This is a genomic window from Aeromonas sp. QDB34 (assembly GCF_027705405.1).
Classification (GTDB): domain Bacteria; phylum Pseudomonadota; class Gammaproteobacteria; order Enterobacterales; family Aeromonadaceae; genus Aeromonas; species Aeromonas hydrophila.
On sequence record NZ_JAPDBT010000001.1, the window covers coordinates 451,146 to 472,111 of the forward strand.

Annotated in this window: 15 protein-coding genes; 11 read left to right on the plus strand and 4 right to left on the minus strand. The window is 60.7% G+C overall.

Annotation, left to right across the window (positions count from 1 at the left end; genetic code table 11):
- Positions 1-56 precede the first annotated feature (56 nt).
- From nrdA to ubiG, 3 genes are all read right to left on the minus strand, one after another.
- Positions 57-2,324, minus strand: coding sequence for a class 1a ribonucleoside-diphosphate reductase subunit alpha (gene nrdA, locus OKC29_RS02055; RefSeq protein WP_162275682.1), 2,268 nt, complete (start codon positions 2,322-2,324; stop codon positions 57-59).
- A 578-nt stretch (positions 2,325-2,902) separates the two neighbouring features.
- Positions 2,903-3,589, minus strand: coding sequence for an HAD family hydrolase (locus tag OKC29_RS02060; RefSeq protein ID WP_011706174.1), 687 nt, complete (start codon positions 3,587-3,589; stop codon positions 2,903-2,905).
- Complete coding sequence (gene ubiG / locus OKC29_RS02065) at positions 3,589-4,305, minus strand: bifunctional 2-polyprenyl-6-hydroxyphenol methylase/3-demethylubiquinol 3-O-methyltransferase UbiG (protein ID WP_016350657.1); 717 nt, start codon at positions 4,303-4,305, stop codon at positions 3,589-3,591. The genes OKC29_RS02060 and ubiG overlap by 1 nt, the downstream gene beginning before the upstream one ends.
- 201 nt (positions 4,306-4,506) lie before the next feature.
- Here ubiG and gyrA point away from each other — a divergent pair, with 201 nt between their 5' ends.
- Together gyrA and OKC29_RS02075 are read left to right on the plus strand one after the other, a co-directional pair.
- On the plus strand, positions 4,507-7,254 hold the full coding sequence (gyrA, locus tag OKC29_RS02070) for a DNA topoisomerase (ATP-hydrolyzing) subunit A (RefSeq protein WP_029300958.1): 2,748 nt from the start codon (positions 4,507-4,509) through the stop codon (positions 7,252-7,254).
- A gap of 294 nt (positions 7,255-7,548) precedes the next feature.
- Positions 7,549-7,719: a hypothetical protein gene (locus OKC29_RS02075; RefSeq protein ID WP_017410128.1), complete on the plus strand. Its 171-nt coding sequence runs from the start codon at positions 7,549-7,551 to the stop codon at positions 7,717-7,719.
- A gap of 30 nt (positions 7,720-7,749) precedes the next feature.
- Here OKC29_RS02075 and OKC29_RS02080 read toward each other — a convergent pair whose 3' ends face one another.
- A complete protein-coding gene (locus OKC29_RS02080) occupies positions 7,750-8,805 on the minus strand; it encodes a PA0069 family radical SAM protein (RefSeq protein ID WP_073350193.1) in 1,056 nt (351 codons plus the stop codon).
- A gap of 174 nt (positions 8,806-8,979) precedes the next feature.
- On the opposite strand from OKC29_RS02080, the gene OKC29_RS02085 reads away from it, so the two are divergent.
- From OKC29_RS02085 to OKC29_RS02125, 9 genes are all read left to right on the plus strand, one after another.
- Entirely contained in the window at positions 8,980-9,567 is a 588-nt protein-coding gene (locus tag OKC29_RS02085) for a tetratricopeptide repeat protein (protein WP_026080375.1), read from the plus strand.
- 236 nt (positions 9,568-9,803) lie between these two features.
- Positions 9,804-11,732, plus strand: a complete 1,929-nt coding sequence (gene thrS, locus OKC29_RS02090; RefSeq protein WP_011706169.1) for a threonine--tRNA ligase — start codon at positions 9,804-9,806, stop codon at positions 11,730-11,732.
- Between the two features lie 21 nt (positions 11,733-11,753).
- Positions 11,754-12,284, plus strand: coding sequence for a translation initiation factor IF-3 (infC, locus tag OKC29_RS02095; protein WP_208021905.1), 531 nt, complete (start codon positions 11,754-11,756; stop codon positions 12,282-12,284).
- 86 nt (positions 12,285-12,370) lie between these two features.
- On the plus strand, positions 12,371-12,568 hold the full coding sequence (gene rpmI / locus OKC29_RS02100) for a 50S ribosomal protein L35 (protein ID WP_005300673.1): 198 nt from the start codon (positions 12,371-12,373) through the stop codon (positions 12,566-12,568).
- A gap of 15 nt (positions 12,569-12,583) precedes the next feature.
- Complete coding sequence (gene rplT, locus OKC29_RS02105; RefSeq protein WP_005300683.1) at positions 12,584-12,940, plus strand: 50S ribosomal protein L20; 357 nt, start codon at positions 12,584-12,586, stop codon at positions 12,938-12,940.
- Between the two features lie 316 nt (positions 12,941-13,256).
- Complete coding sequence (gene pheS, locus OKC29_RS02110; protein ID WP_011706167.1) at positions 13,257-14,240, plus strand: phenylalanine--tRNA ligase subunit alpha; 984 nt, start codon at positions 13,257-13,259, stop codon at positions 14,238-14,240.
- Positions 14,241-14,252: 12 nt separating this feature from the next.
- Positions 14,253-16,652, plus strand: coding sequence for a phenylalanine--tRNA ligase subunit beta (pheT, locus tag OKC29_RS02115; RefSeq protein ID WP_073350195.1), 2,400 nt, complete (start codon positions 14,253-14,255; stop codon positions 16,650-16,652).
- 3 nt (positions 16,653-16,655) lie between these two features.
- Positions 16,656-16,952 (plus strand): integration host factor subunit alpha, encoded by a 297-nt coding sequence (gene ihfA, locus OKC29_RS02120; protein ID WP_005300715.1) that lies wholly within the window; start codon positions 16,656-16,658, stop codon positions 16,950-16,952.
- Between the two features lie 54 nt (positions 16,953-17,006).
- Positions 17,007-20,966: an ATP-binding protein gene (locus tag OKC29_RS02125; protein ID WP_162275821.1), complete on the plus strand. Its 3,960-nt coding sequence runs from the start codon at positions 17,007-17,009 to the stop codon at positions 20,964-20,966.

Below are 20,966 nucleotides of genomic sequence, written 5' to 3' on the forward strand. Positions count from 1 at the left end.
ATGTCTTGAATAAGGGGAAACAGGAGGGCGGGAGCTTCATGCTCCCGCCCGGTTCATCAGATCTTGCAGGCGCCGCCGGCACAACCGTCATCTTGCAGATCGGTCTGGGCATCGTCCGCACCATCACGGGTGTTGTGATAGTAGAGGGTCTTGAGGCCGTATTTGTAGGCGGTCAGCAAGTCCTTCAGCAGCTGCTTCATCGGTACCTTGTTGCCTTCGAAACGGGCAGGATCATAGTTGGTGTTGGCAGAGATCGCCTGATCCACAAACTTCTGCATGATACCGACCAACTGCAGGTAACCATCGACGCTCGGTTGCTTCCAGAGCAGTTCGTATTGATCCTTCAGGCGGTCATACTCGGGCACCACCTGCTTGAGGATGCCGTCCTTGGAGGCCTTGACCGACACCAGACCGCGCGGCGGCTCGATGCCGTTGGTGGCGTTGGAGATCTGGCTGGAGGTCTCGCTCGGCATCAGGGCGGTCAGGGTGGAGTTGCGCAGACCCACGGTGCGGATCTCCTCGCGCAGCGCTTCCCAGTCCAGGTGCAGGGGTTCATTGCACAGGTTGTCCAGATCCTTTTTATAGGTATCGATGGGCAGGATCCCCTGGGCATAGGTGGTCTCGTTGAAGGCCGGGCAGGGGCCGAACTCGCGGGCCAGCTGCACGGAGGCCTTCAACAGGTAGTACTGGATCGCCTCGAAGGTGCGGTGGGTCAGCGCCAGACCGGAACCGTCGGAGTAGCGGGCACCGTTCTTCGCCAGGTAGTAGGCGTAGTTGATGACACCGATCCCCAGGGTACGGCGGTTCATGCTGCCCTTTATCGCGGCCTTGAGCGGGTAGTCCTGATAGTCGAGCAGGGCATCCAGGGCGCGCACGGCGAGATCTGCCATCTCTTCCAGATCTTCCAGCTTCTCGATGGCACCCAGGTTGAAGGCGGACAGGGTACAGAGCGCGATCTCGCCCTCTTCGTCATCCACGTTGTTGAGCGGCTTGGTCGGCAGCGCAATTTCGAGGCAGAGGTTGGACTGGCGCACCGGCGCCACGCTCGGATCGAACGGGCTGTGGGTGTTGCAGTGGTCCACGTTCTGGATGTAGATGCGACCGGTACCGGCGCGCTCCTGCATCATCAGGGAGAAGAGATCGACCGCCTTGAGGGTCTTCTTGCGAATGCTCGGATCCTGCTCGTACTTGACGTAGAGCGCTTCGAACTTGTCCTGATCCGCGAAGAAGGCATCGTACAGGCCAGGTGCATCGGACGGGGAGAACAATGTGATGTCGCCGCCCTTGATGAGGCGCTGATACATCAGCTTGTTGATCTGCACGCCGTAGTCCATGTGACGGACCCGGTTCTCTTCCACGCCGCGGTTGTTCTTCAGTACCAGCAGGCTCTCCACTTCGGTGTGCCACAGCGGGTAGAACAGGGTGGCCGCACCGCCGCGCACGCCGCCCTGGGAGCAGCATTTCACGGCAGTCTGGAAGTACTTGTAGAAGGGGATGCAACCGGTGTGGAACGCTTCGCCGCCACGGATGGGGCTGCCCAGACCACGGATGCGGCCGGCGTTGATGCCGATGCCAGCGCGCTGGGACACGTAACGCACGATGGCGCTGGCGGTGGCATTGATGGAATCCAGGCTGTCGTCGCACTCGATCAGCACGCAGGAGCTGAACTGACGGGTCGGGGTGCGCACGCCGCTCATGATCGGGGTCGGCAGCGAGATCTTGAAGGTCGAGACCGCATCATAGAAGCGCTTGATGTAGTCCAGACGGGTATCTTTCGGATACTTGGAGAAGAGGCAGGCCGCTACCAGGATGTAGAGGAACTGCGGGCTCTCGTAAATTTCGCCGGTGACGCGGTTCTGGACCAGGTACTTGCCTTCCAGCTGCTTGACCGCCGCGTAGGAGAAGTCCATGTCGCGCCAGTGATCCAGGTGCTGGTTCAGCTCCTCGAATTCGGCCTGGCTGTAGTCTTCCAGCAGGTGCTTGTCGTACTTGCCCATGTCCACCAGCTTGGCAACGTGCTGATAGAGGTGGGGCGGCTCGAACTGGCCGTAGGCCTTCTTGCGCAGGTGGAAGATGGCCAGGCGGGCGGCCATGTACTGGTAGTCCGGGCTTTGCTCGGAGATCAGGTCAGCAGCGGCCTTGATGACGGTTTCGTGGATATCGGCGGTACGGATGCCGTCATAGAACTGGATGTGGGACTTGAGTTCCACCTGGGAGACCGACACGTTGTCGAGACCCTCGGCAGCCCAGTCGAGCACGCGGTGAATTTTATCCAGATCGATGGGTTCTTTGTGGCCGTTACGCTTCGTCACAAACAAGTTCATTGGCTGATGACCTTTAGTTGATTCCCGAAAAACCATCGCACGGCGTTCGCCTCCAGGCCTGTGAGAGACGTGGGAGGTGGGGACCTATTGTGCGATGAATCACAAGATATAGTGTTATTTTGATTTCGAGCTACAAGATAGTGAGGTCGGCCCGGCTTTGCAATCTGTGGATAAGGGATTAGCTGTGGATAAATTGTGGGTGTTCCGCTCTGTGTTAGTGGACGCTCACAGCGAGTGGGTTTTCATCCGTCCGATCCGGTAAATGCAACTCTGATGATCGAACATGGAAAATTTAAATAACTTTTTTTGCTTGCGAAAAGGGGGTGTTTTTACTAGCAAATTCAGCCTGATTATCCCTTGTGCAGCAAGGGTCAAAAGGTGTCCGATCTCGCCGCTTCCCTGCTTGTCAAACCGCCAAAACGGGGGATCGCCAGCGATCCCCCGTGGTGACTACCGAGGCACTGCCGCGATCAGTCAACAGTGCTCATCTGGCCACCCTTTGGCGGCAAAGCTGCCTTTGTTATCCATCTCTGTTGTCTGCTTCCTGTACCAGAGGTGCCCGGCACGGGCTGGCAATCTCAGCCCAGCTCGTAGCGCAGCCAGTGGTGCAGGGCCTGCACGGTGTCAAAATGCAGATCGGCGCCCCACTGGGCCGGATCTTCGTCATCATTGAGATAACCCCAGCCGGCGACGGCGGTGCGCATGCCGGCGTTGCGGCCAGCCTCGATGTCGCGCACGTGATCCCCCACATAAAGGCAGTGGCTCGCCTCGACGCCAAGCTGGTCGCAGGCAAAGTACATGGGGGCGGGGTCGGGCTTGCGCACCGGCAGGGTGTCGGCGCTGACGGTGACACCGCAACTGGCGAGCGCGGGCAGGGCCGCCAGCAGCGGCTCGGTGAGAAAGCCCGGCTTGTTGGTGACGATGCCCCAGGGCAGCTGCTTCTCGTCGAGCCACTCGATGAGATCCACCATCCCTTCATAGGGACGGGTGCCAACGCAGAGGTTGGCGGCGTAGTAGTCGAGCAGGGCGGTGCGAAGGCGGGTGGCGCCCAGCTCTTCCAGCAGTTCGTCACCAAGACCGGCCCTGAGCAGCCCGAGCGCCCCGTGGGAGGTGGTCTGACGGATGATGTCGTCAGAGAGGGGGGCAAAACCTTCACTTATCAGTACGTGGTTGACGGCGGCCCCCAGATCGGGCGCGGTGTCGAGCAGGGTGCCGTCCAGATCGAACAGCACGCAGCCAAGGGGCGCAGCAGAGTGAGTCGTCATCAGCCTTGCTCCGGGCGCTCGAACGCCACCATGTAGTTGACGTCGACGTTGCGACCGAGCTTGAAGCTGTTGGAGAGCGGCGCGTAGTGCACCCCGCTCATGTCCCGTACCAGCAGGCCTGCTGCCTCACCCATGCGACACAGTTCGGCGGGGGTGATGAACTTCTTGTGGTCGTGGGTACCCTTGGGCACCATCTTCATCAGGTACTCGGCGCCGAGGATCATCATCAGATAGGCTTTCGGGTTGCGGTTGATGGTGGAGACGAACACCTTGCCGCCCGGGCGCACCAGGGTGGCGATGGCGCGCAGCACGGAGGCGGGATCCGGCACGTGCTCCAGCATCTCCATGCAGGTGACCACGTCGTACTGGCCGGGGGCCTCATCGGCGTGGGCCTCGGCGGTGATCTGGCGATACTCGAGCTCCACGCCCGCCTCGAGGGCATGGAGGCGGGCGACCCCGAGGGGCTCCTTGCCCATGTCGATGCCGGTGACCTTGGCACCCCGGCGGGCCATGCTCTCGGCGAGAATGCCGCCGCCGCAGCCGATGTCGAGGATGCGCTTGCCAAACAGGCCGCCGCTCTTGTCGGTGATCCAGTCAAGGCGCACCGGGTTTATCTGGTGCAGCGGCTTGAACTCTCCCTCCATGTCCCACCAGCGGGAGGCGATGGCTTCGAATTTGGCAATTTCTGTCAGATCGACATTGGCATCACTGTGCATTTTTTGATGATCCTGTGGCAAGGGCGCGCAGGCTGGGTGGGGCGCGCGCAATCTGTTGTCCTGGCGGGCATTATAACGGACGGACTTTGTCACACCAGCCCGACTTGTTACCGGATTTGTGGCTTAAGGTATTTGGCTCAGTGTGTTACCATGTCGCGCTGTTTAAGCCAAAGAACAACTAATTAGGGATTAAGGCTTTCTATGAGCGATCTGGCCAGAGAGATCACGCCGGTCAACATCGAAGAAGAGCTCAAGAGTTCCTATCTTGATTACGCCATGAGCGTGATCGTAGGACGAGCTCTGCCGGATGTGCGTGATGGCTTGAAACCGGTTCACCGCCGCGTTCTGTATGCAATGAACGAGCTGGGGAACGACTGGAACAAGCCCTATAAAAAATCGGCCCGTGTGGTCGGTGACGTAATCGGTAAATATCACCCGCACGGCGACATTGCCGTGTATGACACCATTGTTCGCATGGCGCAGGATTTCTCCATGCGTTACATGCTGGTCGATGGTCAGGGCAACTTCGGTTCGGTCGACGGCGACAGCGCCGCCGCCATGCGTTACACCGAAGTGCGGATGGCCCGCATCTCCCATGAGCTGCTGGCCGATCTGGACAAAGAGACCGTGGACTGGGTGCCGAACTATGACGGCACCGAGATGATCCCGGCTGTCATGCCCACCAAGGTTCCCAACCTGCTGGTCAACGGTTCCTCCGGTATTGCGGTGGGCATGGCGACCAACATTCCGCCTCACAACCTCACCGAGATAGTCAACGGCTGTCTGGCGTTGATCGAGAACGGCGACCTCACCATCGACGAGCTGATGACCTACATCACCGGCCCGGATTTCCCCACCGGTGGCATCATCAACGGTCGTTCCGGCATCGTGCAGGCGTACCGTACCGGTCGTGGCTCCGTCTATGTGCGTGCCAAGGCCGAAGTGGAGGTGGACGAGAAGACCAGTCGCGAGACCATCATCGTTCACGAGATCCCCTATCAGGTGAACAAGGCGCGGCTGATCGAGAAGATCGCCGAGCTGGTCAAAGAGAAGAAGATCGAGGGCATCAGTGCCCTGCGCGATGAGTCCGACAAGGACGGCATGCGCATCGTTATCGAGATCAAGCGCGGCGAGTCCGGCGAGATTGTGCTGAACAATCTCTACAAGCACACCCAGATGCAGACCACGTTCGGCATCAACATGGTGGCGCTCGATAACAACCAGCCCAAGGTGATGAACCTCAAAGAGATCCTGGATGCGTTCCTGCTGCACCGCCGTGAAGTGGTGACCCGCCGGACCGTGTTCGAACTGCGCAAGGCGCGGGATCGGGCGCACATCCTGGAAGGTCTGGCGGTGGCGCTGGCCAACATCGACCCCGTCATCGAGCTCATTCGCCACAGCGCGACCCCGGCCGATGCGAAAGCGGGCCTGGTTGCCCGTGGCTGGGAGCTCGGCAACGTGGCCTCCATGCTGGAGAAAGCCGGTGACGATGCGGCCCGCCCCGAGTGGCTGGAACCCGAGTTCGGCATCCGCGAAGGTCACTACTACCTGACCGAGCAGCAGGCCCAGGCCATCCTTGACCTGCGTCTGCACAAGCTGACCGGCCTCGAGCACGAGAAGATCCTGGAAGAGTACCAATCTCTGCTGGATCTCATCGCCGAGCTGCTGTTCATCCTGGCGAGCCCGGTACGGTTGATGGAAGTGATCCGTGACGAACTGCTGGCCGTGCGCGAGCAGTACGGCGACGAGCGTCGTACCGAAATCAGCATGTCCAGTGCCGAGATCAACATCGAAGATCTGATCACCCCGGAAGACGTGGTCGTGACCTTGTCTCACCAGGGTTACGTGAAGTATCAGCCGCTCTCCGACTACGAGGCCCAGCGCCGCGGTGGTCGTGGCAAGTCGGCCACCCGGATCAAGGAAGAGGACTTTGTGGAGCGTCTGCTGGTGGCCAACACCCACGACACCATTCTGTGCTTCTCCACCCGTGGCAAGGTCTACTGGCTCAAGGTGTATCAACTGCCGGAGGCGTCCCGTGGCGCTCGCGGTCGTCCGATCATCAACCTGCTGCCGCTGGATGAGGGTGAGCGCATCACCGCCATTCTGCCGGTTAAAGAATATGACGCCGACAAGTATGTGTTCTTCGCCACCGCCAACGGTACCGTGAAGAAGACCAGCCTGTCCGATTTCAGCCGTCCGCTCTCCTCCGGCATCCGCGCCATCAACCTCAAAGAGGGTGATGAGCTGATCGGGGTGGATATCACCGATGGCAGCAACGAGATCATGCTGTTCTCCGATGCGGGCAAGGTGGTTCGCTTCGCGGAAGGCAGCGGTCGCGCTGATGCCGATGCCACTGACGAAGTCGACACCGACGACGACGCCGGCAACGACGATGATGGCAGCGACAACGGCGAAGGCACCGAAAGCAAGGGTACCTTCAAGGGCGTACGTCCCATGGGTCGTACCGCTGCCGGTGTGCGCGGCATCAAGCTGGGCGCCGGTGACAAGGTGGTGTCCCTCATCGTGCCGCGTGGCGACGGGGCCATCCTCACCGCTACCGAGAACGGTTACGGCAAGCGTACTGCGCTGGACGAGTACCCGACCAAGAGCCGTGGTACCCAGGGCGTCATCTCCATCAAGGTGGATGAACGCAACGGCAAGGTGATCGATGCGATCCAGGTCGAAGATACCGACCAGATCATGCTGATCACCAACGGCGGTACCCTGGTACGTACCCGGGTGTCCGAGGTGAGCGTCATCGGCCGCAACACCGGCGGTGTGCGTCTGATCCGTACCGGTGAAGACGAGACCGTGGTCGGTCTGCAGCGCGTTGCCGAGAGCGACGAAGACGAAAACGAAGTGCTGGCCGTTGAAGGGGAGGTGTCTGAAGGCACCGATACCGCAGCGGACACCGGTGCTGTCGATGCAGGTGAAGCGGGCGACGAATAATCGCTCCCCTTTACCCGATACCAAAGAGCGGCCTCATGGCCGCTCTTTTCATTGGCTCGCTTGTCGCTGGCGTCCCCCGTTATCCTCCTTCCTTCTCTTCCTTTTTCCTCTGCCCAGTCTTGCCTGTCATGGCAGAAAGAACGGGCACAGCTTGCCAAGGCTGCCCTGATGGAAGCATGGCCTCGACACGGCTCCTTCATGTGAATGTCATCGCTCTGTCATGGCGGCCAGCCATGCGGCTTCCGTTGGAGAGAAACCACCATAGACGCAGGTAACACCTGCCAGGAGCATGTCATGACCAGCTGGGTAATGTGGGAGATCTGGTGGAGCCGGGTATGGGGCGAGGCAGAGATGGATGCCCGCGCAGGCGAACATGAACCTGAGGTGGCACATGAGCCAGCCCGTTTGCCCGCCGAGTTGATTGCCCGCAGCAGCAAGGCCAGTGCGTCGCGACCAAGGGGCTGAGACCTTGTCCGTGGCGGGCTTGATGGGAGCCTAGAACAGCCGCAACTGCTCGCCTGGGCGGATGAAGGCATCCTGGCGCAGCTGAAAGTGGCGCTTGCCGAGCCCGAGCCGTTTGGCGATCAACCGAAAGCGCTGGGCCAGCAGATCGGCAAACTGGCCTTCTCCCCGCATCCGGCTGCCGAAGGCGGGACTGTTGAGGGCGCCGTCCCGGCTGGCCCGTAGCTGGTTGAGGATTGCCTCCTTCTGGCCGGGATAGTGTTGCTCCAGCCAGTCACTGAACAGCGGCGCCAGCTCGTGGGGCAGTCGCAACAGGATATAGTCGGCGCAGTGGGCTCCGGCCTCGGCAGCGCCTTTGATGATCTGCTCGAGCTCGGGCTCGTTGAGCCGCGGGATCATGGGGGCCGTCAGCACACCGACCGGCACGCCGGCGCGGGCCAGTTTCTCCACCACCTTGAACCGGCCGGCCCCGGTGCTGGCTCTTGGCTCCAGCTGTCGCCGCAACGTCTCATTCAAGGTGGTGACCGACACCATCACCTGGCAGAGTCCCTCCCGGGCCAGCTCCGTCAGCAGATCGAGGTCGCGCAATATCATGGCGCTCTTGGTGATGATCCCGACCGGATGGCGGTGGACCAGCATCACCTCGAGCAGCTGGCGGGTGAGGCGATAGCGATGCTCGATGGGCTGATAGGGGTCGGTATTGGCTCCCAGCACTATGGTCTGCGGCTGATAGGAGGGTCTGGCAAATTCCCGGCGCAGCAGCTCGGCGGCATTGAGCTTGGCGAACAAGCGGGTCTCGAAGTCGAGGCCGGGGGAGAGCTCGAGATAGGCGTGGCTCGGTCTGGCGTAGCAATAGATGCAACCGTGTTCGCAGCCCTGATAGGGGTTGATGGAGCGGCTGAAAGGGACGTCGGGAGAGCTGTTGTAACTGATGATGCTGCGGGCGCAGATCTCCGTCACCTCGGTGCGGGGAGCGCTGGCGGCAAATGCCGCTTCCCACTCGGGTTGGGACCAGCCGTCATCGACCGCATCGACCCGCTGGCCGCTGAAGCGGTGATCAACATTGTGGGAACTGCCTCGACCTGCCATCGCATCGCACTAGTACTGTTTATATATACAGCCATCATGCTGACCCTCATTGCCGAATGCAAGCCCTGCCGACCCAGCCGGCCATAAAAAGCATGTCAAAGGGATCTCTTGCTTGATCGCGGCGCTACATTTCGTTTACATAGACGAAATGCGAACTGGATCACGGAAATCATCATGGCACCCATCACCTCCCGCTGGCTCTTCATCGCTGTCATCGCGCTGGTTATCTGGCGTCTGATCCCGCTCTCCACCGAGCAGGAGCTGGCCTCGGCCAATCGCGCCTGGCGCACCGGTCATTTCGATGAGGCGACCCGGATCTGGTCGCCGCTGGCCGAGCAGGGCCAGCCACGGGCCCAGGCGCTGATGGGCTGGAGCCATGAAGTGGGGCAGGGGAGCGAGCAGGATATCAGCCGGGCCATCACGCTCTATCGTCAGGCGGCGCAGGCGGGGGATGCCTTCGGCCAATACCGGCTGGGGGAGGTCTACCTGCGGGGGGCCGGGGTGAAGCGGGATCTGCGCGAGGCGTTTCACTGGATGGAGCTGGCAGCCAAGAACGGCGATGTGCCCGCCATGTTGAAGGTAGGGGTGCTGCATCTGATGGGGGTCAGCGGGCGGGTCGATCTGCCCCGTGCCAAGGAGTGGCTCTATCAGGCCGCCAAGCAGGGCAATCAGCTGGCGCTCAAGGTGCTGCAGGAGCTGGAACTGGCGCAGGAGGGGAGCTCCACGTTCGATTTCAACTGGCAGCCCCTGCTGGGGGAATAGCTGCCAAGCACTTCATCTGACTGTAGAAAATCTCAGCAAACCCGATACAGCCTTGCCTACTTCTGGTAGCATGGTCCGGTTTTTGGTTTGTCTTGCGACGTTGAACGGGTTGTTTGCGTCACGGGGCGCCTTCGCAAAGTGCTGTGGAGAGCCAGAACATCACCCATTTTTGAATGAATCTTTCCATCCCGCATGTGCCCTTTGGTAGGGGGCACCACTGTATAAGGAAACACACAATGCCAATCATTACTCTGCCTGATGGCAGCCAACGTCAATTTGCCCACGCCGTTTCCGTCATGGATGTGGCCGCGGACATCGGTCCCGGTCTCGCCAAGGCGTGCATTGCCGGTCGGGTAAACGGTGAACTGGTGGATGCCTGCGAGCTGATCGAAGCCGATGCCTCCCTGGCCATCATCACCGCCAAAGACGAAGAAGGTCTGGACATCCTGCGCCACTCCTGTGCTCACCTGCTGGGTCATGCCATCAAGCAACTCTGGCCCCAGACCAAGATGGCCATCGGTCCCGTCATCGACAACGGTTTCTACTACGACATCGATCTCGATCGTACCCTGACCGACGAAGATCTGGCGGCGCTGGAAGAGCGCATGCTGGCGCTGGCCGCCAAGGATTACGACGTCATCAAGAAGAAGGTCTCCTGGCAGGAAGCACGCGATGTGTTCGAAGCCCGTGGCGAGACCTACAAGGTCGAGATCCTGGATCAGAACATTGCCCGTGATGACCAGCCCGGTCTGTATCATCATGAAGAGTACATCGACATGTGTCGCGGCCCGCACGTGCCCAACATGCGTCACTGCCACCACTTCAAGTTGCAGAAGATGTCCGGCGCCTACTGGCGCGGCGACTCCAACAACAAGATGCTGCAGCGCATCTACGGCACCGCCTGGGCCGACAAGAAGCAGCTCAAGTCTTACCTGCAGCGCCTCGAAGAGGCCGCCAAGCGCGACCACCGCAAGATCGGCAAGCAGCTCGACCTGTACCACATGCAGGAAGAAGCGCCCGGCATGGTGTTCTGGCACAACGATGGCTGGACCATCTTCCGTGAGCTGGAAACCTTCATCCGCGGCAAGCTCAAAGAGTACGACTATCAGGAGGTGAAAGGCCCCTTCATGATGGATCGCGTGCTGTGGGAGCGTTCAGGTCACTGGGAGAAATACGCCCAGGCCATGTTCACCACCCAGTCCGAGAACCGCGAGTACGCCATCAAGCCGATGAACTGCCCGGGTCACGTGCAGATCTTCAACCAGGGTCTGAAATCTTACCGCGATCTGCCGCTGCGCATGGCCGAGTTTGGCTCCTGCCACCGCAACGAGCCGTCAGGCTCTCTGCACGGCCTGATGCGGGTACGTGGTTTCACCCAGGATGACGCGCACATCTTCTGTACCGAAGAGCAGATCATGGAAGAGGTGTCTGCCTGTATCCGCATGGTCTACGACGTCTATGGCACCTTCGGCTTCGAGAACATCGTGGTCAAGCTCTCCACTCGTCCGGAACAGCGTATCGGCTCCGATGAAGCCTGGGATCGCGCCGAGGCCGCGCTGGCCGAGGCCCTGGTGCTGAACGGTCTGAAGTACGATCTGCAGCCGGGTGAGGGGGCCTTCTACGGTCCCAAGATCGAATTTACCCTGCACGATTGCCTTGATCGTGCGTGGCAATGTGGTACCGTGCAGCTCGATTTTGCCCTGCCGGGCCGTCTGGGCGCCACCTACGTGGGTGAAGACAACGAACGTCATGTTCCCGTGATGATCCACCGCGCCATTCTGGGCTCGCTGGAACGTTTCATCGGGATCCTGACCGAAGAGTACGCCGGACTGTTCCCGACCTGGCTGGCACCGACCCAAGCCGTGGTCATGAATATCACCGACAATCAGGCCGATTATGCAGTGAAAGTAGCCAAAGCATTGAATGATGCGGGCCTTCGCGCAAAAGCGGACTTGAGAAATGAGAAGATTGGCTTTAAAATCCGCGAGCATACTTTGAAGCGAGTACCCTTCATGCTGGTCTGCGGCGATAAAGAAGTAGAAGCCGGCAAGATTGCAGTGCGTACTCGTAAAGGGGCTGACCTGGGCACTTATCCTGTTGAAGAGCTGATTGCTCTGTTGACCCAGGAAGTTCAGACCCGCGGACAAAAGAAAGTGGAGGAATAAGCTATAAAAGGCGGAAAAAAACTGGGCAAGCAACCGCAAGCCCGCGCTCACCGGATCAACGAAGAGATCCGTCTGAAAGAAGTTCGTCTGACTGGTCTGGATGGTGAAGCCATTGGCATCACCTCCATCCAGGATGCCTTGAACTTGGCCCTTGAGGCCGGAGTGGATCTGGTCGAGATCAGTCCGAACGCTGAGCCGCCCGTTTGCCGGATCATGGATTACGGCAAATTCCTCTACGAAAAGAGCAAGACCACCAAAGAACAGAAGAAAAAGCAGAAAGTCGTCCAGGTCAAGGAAATCAAATTCCGTCCTGGCACCGACGAAGGCGACTATCAGGTAAAACTACGCAACCTGGTTCGCTTTCTGGAAGACGGGGACAAGGCAAAGGTCACCCTGCGCTTCCGTGGTCGTGAAATGGCCCACCAGGAACTTGGTATCAAGGTTCTGGAGCGCGTCAAGAACGATCTGGAAGAGCTGGCCGTAGTCGAATCGTTCCCGAAAGTCGAAGGCCGTCAAGCTGTGATGGTCCTCGCACCTAAGAAGAAATCTTAAGGCCCACAAGAAATTGACTCATGGGGCTGGCCCCATGAGTCGGTTCGCCTTGCGATTTTGTTGTCACTCACAATGCGGAGTATGAAATGCCGAAGATGAAAACCAACCGGGGCGCCGCAAAGCGCTTCAAGAAGACTGGCTCAGGTCGCTTCAAGTGCAAGCACAACCACCTGCGTCACATCCTGACCAAGAAGAGCAGTAAGCGTAAGCGTCAGCTGGGACCGAAGTTCTTTGTTTCCGCTGCCGACCACAAACGTGTTGTCGCTTGTCTGCCGTACGCATAAGGGGGGATGTGAAAAATGCCAAGAGTTAAACGTGGTGTGACCGCTCGCGCTCGTCACAAGAAAGTAATGAAAGCCGCCAAGGGTTACTACGGCGCCCGTTCCCGTGTCTACCGCGTAGCGGTACAAGCGGTAACCAAAGCTGGTCAGTATGCCTACCGTGACCGTCGCCAGAAAAAGCGTCAGTTCCGTCAACTGTGGATTGCTCGTATCAACGCAGCAGCCCGTCAGAACGGTCTGTCCTACAGCCGTCTGATCAACGGTCTGAAGAAGGCTTCCATCGAGATCGATCGCAAGATCCTGTCCGATATCGCCGTTCACGACAAGCTGGCTTTCACCGCCCTGGTTGAAAAGGCCAAAGCAGCTCTGGTTTAATCCGGTTCTGTTATAAATGCTAAAAGGAGGCTCAGGCCTCCTTTTTTGTTGTCTGTCATTTGTCGCTTGCAGATGGTGATGACTCGACCATCATGATGGCCAAGCATATGGCTCCATATGCCATCAAACTAAAATTGTGTAGCCAATCACAAAGAAGAAGCCGGTCCGGCTCGAAGCCCTACTTGATAACAAAATGATTTCTAGGGAGAAAAGGGCACCTTAACTATGGTCAGTGAAGGGGCTTTTTTTGTATTATTCCCCTCTTGACCTTATTTAGCCTAAAGGCTCCTGTACCGGGAGTGGTGACGAGGAAGACATGCAACAGCTTGAAGAAGTAGTCGGCCAAGCCAGGGCCGAAATTGAGGGCGTAAGCGACATCGCCGCCCTTGACGAAATCCGGGTCAAATATCTGGGTAAAAAGGGCTTTTTTACCGAGCAGATGAAGGGCCTGGGCGCCCTGTCCGCTGAAGAGCGTCCCGCCGCGGGCGCCGTGATCAACCAGGCCAAACAGCAGGTTCAGGATGCCCTGAACGAGCGTCGTGAAGCCCTCGAAATCGCCGTGCTGAACCAGAAGCTGGCCGCCGAGACCATCGACGTCAGCCTGCCGGGCCGCCGCATCGAGAATGGCGGTCTGCACCCGGTGACCCGCACCATTGAGCGCATCGAGCGCCTGTTTGGCGAGATGGGCTTCAAGGTTGCCCGTGGTCCCGAGATTGAAGATGGCTTCCACAACTTCGATGCGCTGAACATCCCGGCTCACCACCCGGCGCGTACCGATCACGATACCTTCTACTTCAATCCTGATCTGATGCTGCGTACCCACACCTCCGGTGTGCAGATCCGCACCATGGAACATCAGCAACCGCCGATCCGCATCATCGCACCGGGCCGCGTCTATCGTAACGACTACGACATGACCCACACTCCGATGTTCCACCAGGTCGAAGGCCTGCTGGTCGACGAGCATGCCAGCTTCACCGAGCTGAAAGGGATCCTGCACGATTTCCTGCGCAACTACTTCGAGGAAGACTTGACCATTCGCTTCCGTCCTTCCTACTTCCCGTTCACCGAGCCGAGCGCCGAAGTGGACGTGATGGGCAAGAATGGCAAGTGGCTGGAAGTGCTGGGCTGCGGCATGGTGCACCCGAACGTGCTGCGTTCGGTCGGCATCGATCCGGAAAAATACTCCGGCTTTGCCTTCGGCATGGGCGTTGAGCGCCTGACCATGCTGCGTTACGGGGTCAACGACCTGCGTGCCTTCTTCGAAAACGATCTGCGCTTCCTCAAGCAGTTCAAGTAAGGGCGAGAGAACATGAAATTCAGTAAATCCTGGGTGATGGAGTGGGTCCGCACCGAGTTGAGTGACAACGCACTGGCCGAGCAGATCACCATGGCCGGTCTGGAAGTGGACGCCGTGGAAGCGGTGGCCGGCCAGTTCAACAACGTGGTGGTGGGTGAAGTGGTCGAGTGCGCCCAGCACCCGGACGCCGACAAGCTGCGGGTGACCAAGGTCAACGTGGGCGAGGCCGAGCTGCTGGACATCGTCTGCGGCGCACCGAACTGCCGCGCCGGCCTGAAAGTCTGCGTGGCCAAAGTAGGGGCGACCCTGCCGGGTGATTTCACCATCAAGAAAGCCAAGCTGCGCGGCCAGCCGTCTCACGGCATGCTCTGCTCCTTCAGCGAGCTGGGGATCGACGTCGATGCCGATGGCATCATCGAGCTGCCGTTTGACGCACCCATCGGCACCGATATCCGCGAATACCTCGCGCTCAACGACGTCAGCATCGACGTGGATCTGACCCCGAACCGTGCCGACTGCCTTGGCATCGCGGGTCTGGCCCGTGAAATCGGCGTGCTCAACAGCGTCGACGTGGTCGAGCCGACCTGGACGCCGGCTGTTGCCACCATCGATGCCACCTTCCCGATCCGGGTTGAAGCGCCGGCTGATTGCCCCCGTTATCTGGGCCGCGTCATCAAGGGGCTGAACCTGCACGCCCAGAGCCCGCTCTGGATGCAGGAGAAGCTGCGCCGTGGCGGCATTCGCTCCATCGACGCCATCGTCGATATCACCAACTACCTGCTGCTGGAATACGGTCAGCCGATGCACGCCTTCGATCTGGCGACGCTTGAAGGGGAACTGGTGGTGCGCCGCGCCCACGCCGATGAGCCTATGACCCTGCTCGATGGCAACGAGGTGAAGCTCAAAGAGAGCACTTTGGTGATTGCCGATGCCAAAGGTCCTGCCTGCATGGCCGGTATCTTCGGCGGTGATCGCACCGGTGTCTCCGAGACCACTACCGACATCCTGCTGGAGTGTGCCTTCTTCGCGCCGCTCTCCATCACAGGCCGTGCCCGTGCCTACGGTCTGCACACCGACTCTTCCCATCGCTTCGAGCGCGGGGTGGATCCGCAGCTGCAAGCCAAGGTGATGGACAGAGCCACCCGTCTGCTGCTGGACATTTGTGGCGGAGAGTGCGGCGGTGAAGCCGGTCCGGTCATCGAGGTCAAATCCGATGCCCATCTGCCCAAGGCTGCCCCCATCAAGCTGCGTCGCAGCAAGCTCGACAAGGTGATCGGCATCAGCGTGGCAGATGCGCAGGTGGTCGAGATCCTGACCCGTCTGGGTATGCAGGTGACGGTTGAAGCCGACGGCTGGACCGCGCTGGCCCCCTCCTGGCGTTTTGACATCGCCATCGAGGAAGACCTCATCGAGGAAGTGGCCCGCATCTACGGCTACAACAACATCCCGAACCTCAAACCCGCCGCCTCTCTGGCGATGGTGGAGCAGGCAGAAGGGCAGGTGACCTTGAAGCGCGTGCGCGACTTGCTGGTAGATCGCGGCTTCCAGGAAGCGATCACTTACAGCTTCGTCGATCCCAAGGCTCAGCAGACCCTGTTCCCGCAGAGCGATGCCATCGTGCTGCCGAACCCGATCTCGGTCGAGATGTCCGCCATGCGCGTCTCGCTGTTCCCGGGTTTGGTACAGGCCGTGGTTTACAACCAGAACCGCCAGCAGCCGCGGGTGCGCCTGTTCGAGCAGGGCCTGCGTTTCATCAAGGACGAGAATGCCGAGAACGGCATCCGTCAGGAGCCCATGCTGGCCGGTATCATCACCGGCAACCAGAGCGACGAGCACTGGGATATCAAGAGCCGCGCTGCCGACTTCTTTGATTTGAAAGGGGATCTGGAAGCGGTGCTGGATCTGACCGCCGAAGGGGCTACCTTCAGCTTCGAGCGTGCCGAGCACAGTGCCCTGCACCCGGGCCAGAGCGCGGCCATCCTGCGCAATGGCGTGGTGATCGGCCACATCGGCGTGATCCATCCGAGCCTCGAGAAGAAGCTGGGTCTGAAGAGTCGCGCCGTCATGTTCGAACTGGAGCTGGACAAGCTGACCCCGGCCAAGGTGCCGGTTGCTGCCGAGGTTTCCAAGTTCCCTGCCAACCGTCGTGACATCGCCGTGGTGGTTGATCGTCAAGTCCTGGCCGGTGATGTCCTCGCAGTAATTAAAAAAGTTGGCGGAAATCAGGTAGTTGGAATAAACTTGTTTGACGTATACCAGGGTGCTGGCATGGCAGAGGACAAGAAGAGCCTGGCCATCAGTCTTGTTCTGCAAGACACCCAGCGCACTCTGGAGGAGAAAGAGATTGCCGAGACCGTAGACAATGTCGTGCGGGCCCTTGGTGAAGAGTTGAATGCATCCTTGAGGGATTGATCTATGGCGCTTACCAAAGCCGACATTGCAGAGCACCTGTTCACCCAGCTGGGGATGAGCAAGCGTGAAGCCAAAGATATGGTGGAAGCCTTCTTTGAAGAGATCAGACAAGCGCTTGAGCGTGGTGAACAAGTCAAGATTTCAGGCTTCGGTAACTTTGATCTTCGTGAGAAGAACCAGCGTCCTGGACGTAACCCGAAAACCGGCGAAGATATTCCTATCAGCGCCCGGCGGGTGGTCACCTTCCGCCCTGGTCAGAAGCTCAAGGCCAGGGTCGAAAATGTTGAGCCCAACGAGTGACAAAAAGCCAGGCAACCGCCTGGCTTTTATTTTTTCATGAGAAAAACCAGCCTATTGCTAGGCCTGCTGCTGGCTACGCCACTGCAGGCGATGGATCTACCCCTCTCCACGGCGGCCAAGGCGTATGCCGATGCCACCAAGTCGCTGACCATCTGTTATCCGGCGCTGATCCGGCCGCCTTATCTCGAGGAATCGGGAGGCTTGCTGATCGATCAGATGGAACGGTTGGCAGAGCAGCTCCCTTTTCCACTCCTGCATGAGAAGCTGCCCAATTGGTCGGCGGTGCAGCGTGGCTTGCAGGAGGGGCGCTGCGATCTCATTCCCAATGTCGGCCCTTCGTTGCAGGCCCTGCCGGGCATGGCACTGAGCCGTGCCATGCTGGAGGCCGAATCCGCCATCCTCTATCGCGGCGATCTGGAGTGGGCGGCCTTCCTTGTATCCCCCATCTGGCAGGCGAACGAGGTGCTCAAGGCGCTTTATCCCCGCTCAACCCAGTTGCCCCTGACCGAGGCGGACAACTGGTATGCGGCGCTGGCGGCCGGCAAGGGGACCGCCTACCTCGGTGACTATCTGCAACTGCGCTACCTGATGCGCGAATATCCGGATCAGGGGCTGCGGCTGCGCCGCCTGCGCAGCGATGAACTGGTGGTGAGCTACCGGCTGATGATGCGCGACCAGCCCGAACTGCGCGAGCTCATCGATACCGCCATCCGTTATCTGCCGCCCGGAGCCCTCTACAAGGACCTGGACCGTTATCTGGCGCAGGGGGAGCAGGACATCAACCCGCTTCACTTCACCGACAAGGAGCAGGCCTGGCTGGTTGGCACCTCCCGCGCCATCAAGCTGGTCGTCAACCCGGATTTCATGCCCTACAGCGGTCTCGACGAGCAGGGGGAGCTCAAGGGCTGGAGCGCCGACGTACTGCGGCAGGTGAGCCAGCAGACCGGCCTCAACTTCCACGTGATCCCCACCGCCAGCAAGGAAGAGGCGCTGGCCAAGCTGCGCAGCGGTGAGGCAGACATGATGGCTGGCCTGCTGGAGACGCCGGCGCTGACCGATGCCTTCGACTTCACCCGCATCATGGCGCTCAATCGCTATGCCCTGGTCAGTCGCAAGGCGAAGTCGTTCGACACGCTGGCGGCGGTGAAGGGCGACATCGTGGTGCCCGCCACCCTCTATGACGAAGGGATGCTGGCCCGGCTGGATGGCGAACATCATTGGCGCAAAAGCGACACCCTGGCGCAGGGGCTTGCGGCGGTGCAAAGCGGCGAGGCCGATGCCATGCTGGCCGAGCTCTACCAGCTGCAATACCCGCTTCGCAACAACCAGCTGGACGGACTGGATATCAGGGAGCTACCTCAACGCTTCGGACTGGGCTTTGCCATCAGTCATCACAGCCCGCGACTCGCCGGGGTGATGGAGCAGAGCCTGATGGCCTTCACCAGCAGGCAGAACGACGATCTCAATCAGCGTTGGCGCAGGTTGGTGCTGACCCAGCAAGCCGGGGTCAGCTACGGGATCTGGTTGGGGTCGGTGTCGCTGGCGCTGTTGATCAGTGCCGGCGTCATCTGGCTGATCTGGCGCTCCCGCCAGCAGCTGGCCCGGGAAGTGAGCCAGCGTCAGGAGATGGAGCAGACCCTGGCGCTGGAGAGCCAGTTCAGGGAGTCCCTGTTCCAGGCGCTGCCGGTGCCGGTGTTTCTGCGGGACAACCAGGGCGAGATCATCAAGCGCAACAAGCAGGCCAAGCGGCTGGAGGCGCGCTACCTGGCCGAGCTGCACCTGCCAGAGGCTCAGTTGCAGGGGGGCGAGGGGGAGATGGCCCTGGGCGATCAGGTTTACTCCTATGCCCAGATCCCGCTTCAGCTTGGCAAGCAGTCGCCGGCAGGGGATCTCATCGCGCTCTCCAACATCAGCGCCCTGCGCGAGCGCACCCGCTTGCTGCGCCAGGCCGAGCGCCGCCTGCGGGCATTGACGAATACGGTGCCCGGGGTGGTGATCCAGTTCCTGCTGCAGCGGGAAGGCATCGCCCAGGTAGAGTTCATCAGCCGTGGCAGCTACGAGCTGCTGGGGCTGGCCAGCCAGCAGATCCGCCGCAATCCCGGTCAGGCGCTGGGCCGACTGGATCAACATGACAGGCGCAAGATGAAGGCCCCCATGCTGGAGATGCTGCAGGCCGGTCAGCCTTTTTCCTACGCGCTGCGCTATGAGCACCCGGGCAAGGGCACCCGCTGGCTGCAGTTCTACGGCCGGGGGCGCAGCCAGTCCGAGCAGGGCTGGCGGGTGTACGGGGTGGTGCAGGATGCGACGACCCGGGTCGAGCAGGAGCAGGCGCTGCAGGCCTCCCACGAGCGGGCCGAGCAGGCGGTGCTGGCCAAGGGGCGCTTCCTCGCGGCGGTGAGCCACGAAATTCGCACCCCCATGAACGCCATTCTGGGGTTGCTGGAGTGGCTCAGCCACACCTCCCTCAATGCCGAGCAGCGCTCGGCACTGGTCCACGTCCGTCAGGCGGGGGACGAGCTGCTGGGCCTGCTCAACGACGTGCTGGACTTCAGCCGCAATGAGAACCGGCAGTTGGCGCTCTCGCTACAGCCCACCGATCTGGTGGATTTGTGCGAGCACGTGGCGGCCGTGCACTGGTCCAAGGCCCGCTCCAAGCGTCTGCAACTGCGGCTGGATCTCGATCATCGACTGCCCGCCCAGGTAGAGCTGGATCCCCACCGGGTGCAGCAGGTGCTGCACAACCTGCTGGCCAATGCCATCAAGTTCAGCTCCCGTGGCGAGGTGGTGCTGTGGGCCCGCCGCGCTGGCTCCCAGCTGTTGTGCGGAGTGGACGACGAGGGGCCGGGCATCAGTGCCGAGCTGTTGCCGCGGCTGTTCCTGCCCTTTGAGCAGGGCGGGGAAGCGGGTCAGCCGCGGGCCCAGGGCACCGGGCTCGGACTTGCCATCTGTCGCCAGCTGATGGAGCAGATGGGTGGCGAGATCCGGGTCGAGCCGCGGCCGACCGGCGGCAGCCGCTTCCTCTGTGCGCTGCCACTGGTGTTGCTGCAGGAGATGCCGCGCTGGCGGCCAAGGGTGGCCAGCGTGCATGTGCAACTTGGCGAGGCGGAGCGGGACTATCTGCTGCCCTGGCTGGGTGAACTGGATTTGCAGGACGATCCGGCCGGCCCGGTATTGAGCGTCCGGCTGGATGAGCAGGGGCTGCGCTACTGGGACTGGCAGGGGGAACCCTGGGTGCCGGGCTCGGTGGTGAGCCTGATGCAGCCAAGGCTGGTGCCCTCTAGCCAGGGCATGATCACGCTGCCGGGGCAGGGGATGCGGGTGCTGCTGGTCGAAGATCACGAGGTGAACCGGGTGTTGATCAGCATGCAGCTGACCCAGCTGGGGGCCCGGGTGATCAGCGCGGCCAACGGCCAGCTGGCGCTCGATATCCTGCAGCATGAGACGGTCGATCTGGTGTTGACCGACCTGCAGATGCCGGTGATGGACGGCGCCGAGCTCTGCCGCCAGCTGCGGGACTCGCCCCGCTGGCAGCATCTGCCCACCTACGTCATCACCGCCGATCTCAGCGAGCAGGCGGCGGCGCAGCTGGCCAGCTGTGGTTGTCGCGGCCATCTGGACAAACCGCTGCTGCTCAAAGACCTGGCCAATCTGCTGCGCAGCCTGGGCGAGCCCGACCAGGCACCGGCACCCGAACCATCCCCTCAAAGCGACCTGCCGGCCGAAGGGGAGGTCTGGGCAGCGCGGGAGGTGTCGCTGCTGGCGCCGGAGCTTATCCCGCTCTATCTGGATGCGACCGGGCAGGATCTGGCCGACATTGAGCGCTGCGTCACACAAGGGGACGAGATGGCGCTTGAAGCCGCTTTACACAAGATGAAGGGGGCCGCCAAAATGGTGGGAGCCACCCCGCTTGTTCAGGTGATCGAGCAGTGGAAACGGGATCCACGGCAACCCCTGCTACCCCCGCTGCGGCAAGCTCTGGATGAGGTGTGCCGGCGACTACGTGAGAGGCTCTGA

Excerpts from the sequence above, each read along its gene's own strand:
- thrS (WP_011706169.1), top strand. The coding sequence starts at position 9,804 with ATGCCAATCATTACTCTGCCTGATGGCAGCCAACGTCAATTTGCCCAC.
- OKC29_RS02075 (WP_017410128.1), top strand. The coding sequence starts at position 7,549 with ATGACCAGCTGGGTAATGTGGGAGATCTGGTGGAGCCGGGTATGGGGC.
- nrdA (WP_162275682.1), bottom strand. The coding sequence starts at position 2,324 with ATGAACTTGTTTGTGACGAAGCGTAACGGCCACAAAGAACCCATCGAT.
- rpmI (WP_005300673.1), top strand. The coding sequence starts at position 12,371 with ATGCCGAAGATGAAAACCAACCGGGGCGCCGCAAAGCGCTTCAAGAAG.
- gyrA (WP_029300958.1), top strand. The coding sequence starts at position 4,507 with ATGAGCGATCTGGCCAGAGAGATCACGCCGGTCAACATCGAAGAAGAG.
- OKC29_RS02080 (WP_073350193.1), bottom strand. The coding sequence starts at position 8,805 with ATGGCAGGTCGAGGCAGTTCCCACAATGTTGATCACCGCTTCAGCGGC.
- ubiG (WP_016350657.1), bottom strand. The coding sequence starts at position 4,305 with ATGCACAGTGATGCCAATGTCGATCTGACAGAAATTGCCAAATTCGAA.
- pheT (WP_073350195.1), top strand. The coding sequence starts at position 14,253 with ATGAAATTCAGTAAATCCTGGGTGATGGAGTGGGTCCGCACCGAGTTG.
- OKC29_RS02060 (WP_011706174.1), bottom strand. The coding sequence starts at position 3,589 with ATGACGACTCACTCTGCTGCGCCCCTTGGCTGCGTGCTGTTCGATCTG.
- pheS (WP_011706167.1), top strand. The coding sequence starts at position 13,257 with ATGCAACAGCTTGAAGAAGTAGTCGGCCAAGCCAGGGCCGAAATTGAG.
- OKC29_RS02085 (WP_026080375.1), top strand. The coding sequence starts at position 8,980 with ATGGCACCCATCACCTCCCGCTGGCTCTTCATCGCTGTCATCGCGCTG.
- ihfA (WP_005300715.1), top strand. The coding sequence starts at position 16,656 with ATGGCGCTTACCAAAGCCGACATTGCAGAGCACCTGTTCACCCAGCTG.
- rplT (WP_005300683.1), top strand. The coding sequence starts at position 12,584 with ATGCCAAGAGTTAAACGTGGTGTGACCGCTCGCGCTCGTCACAAGAAA.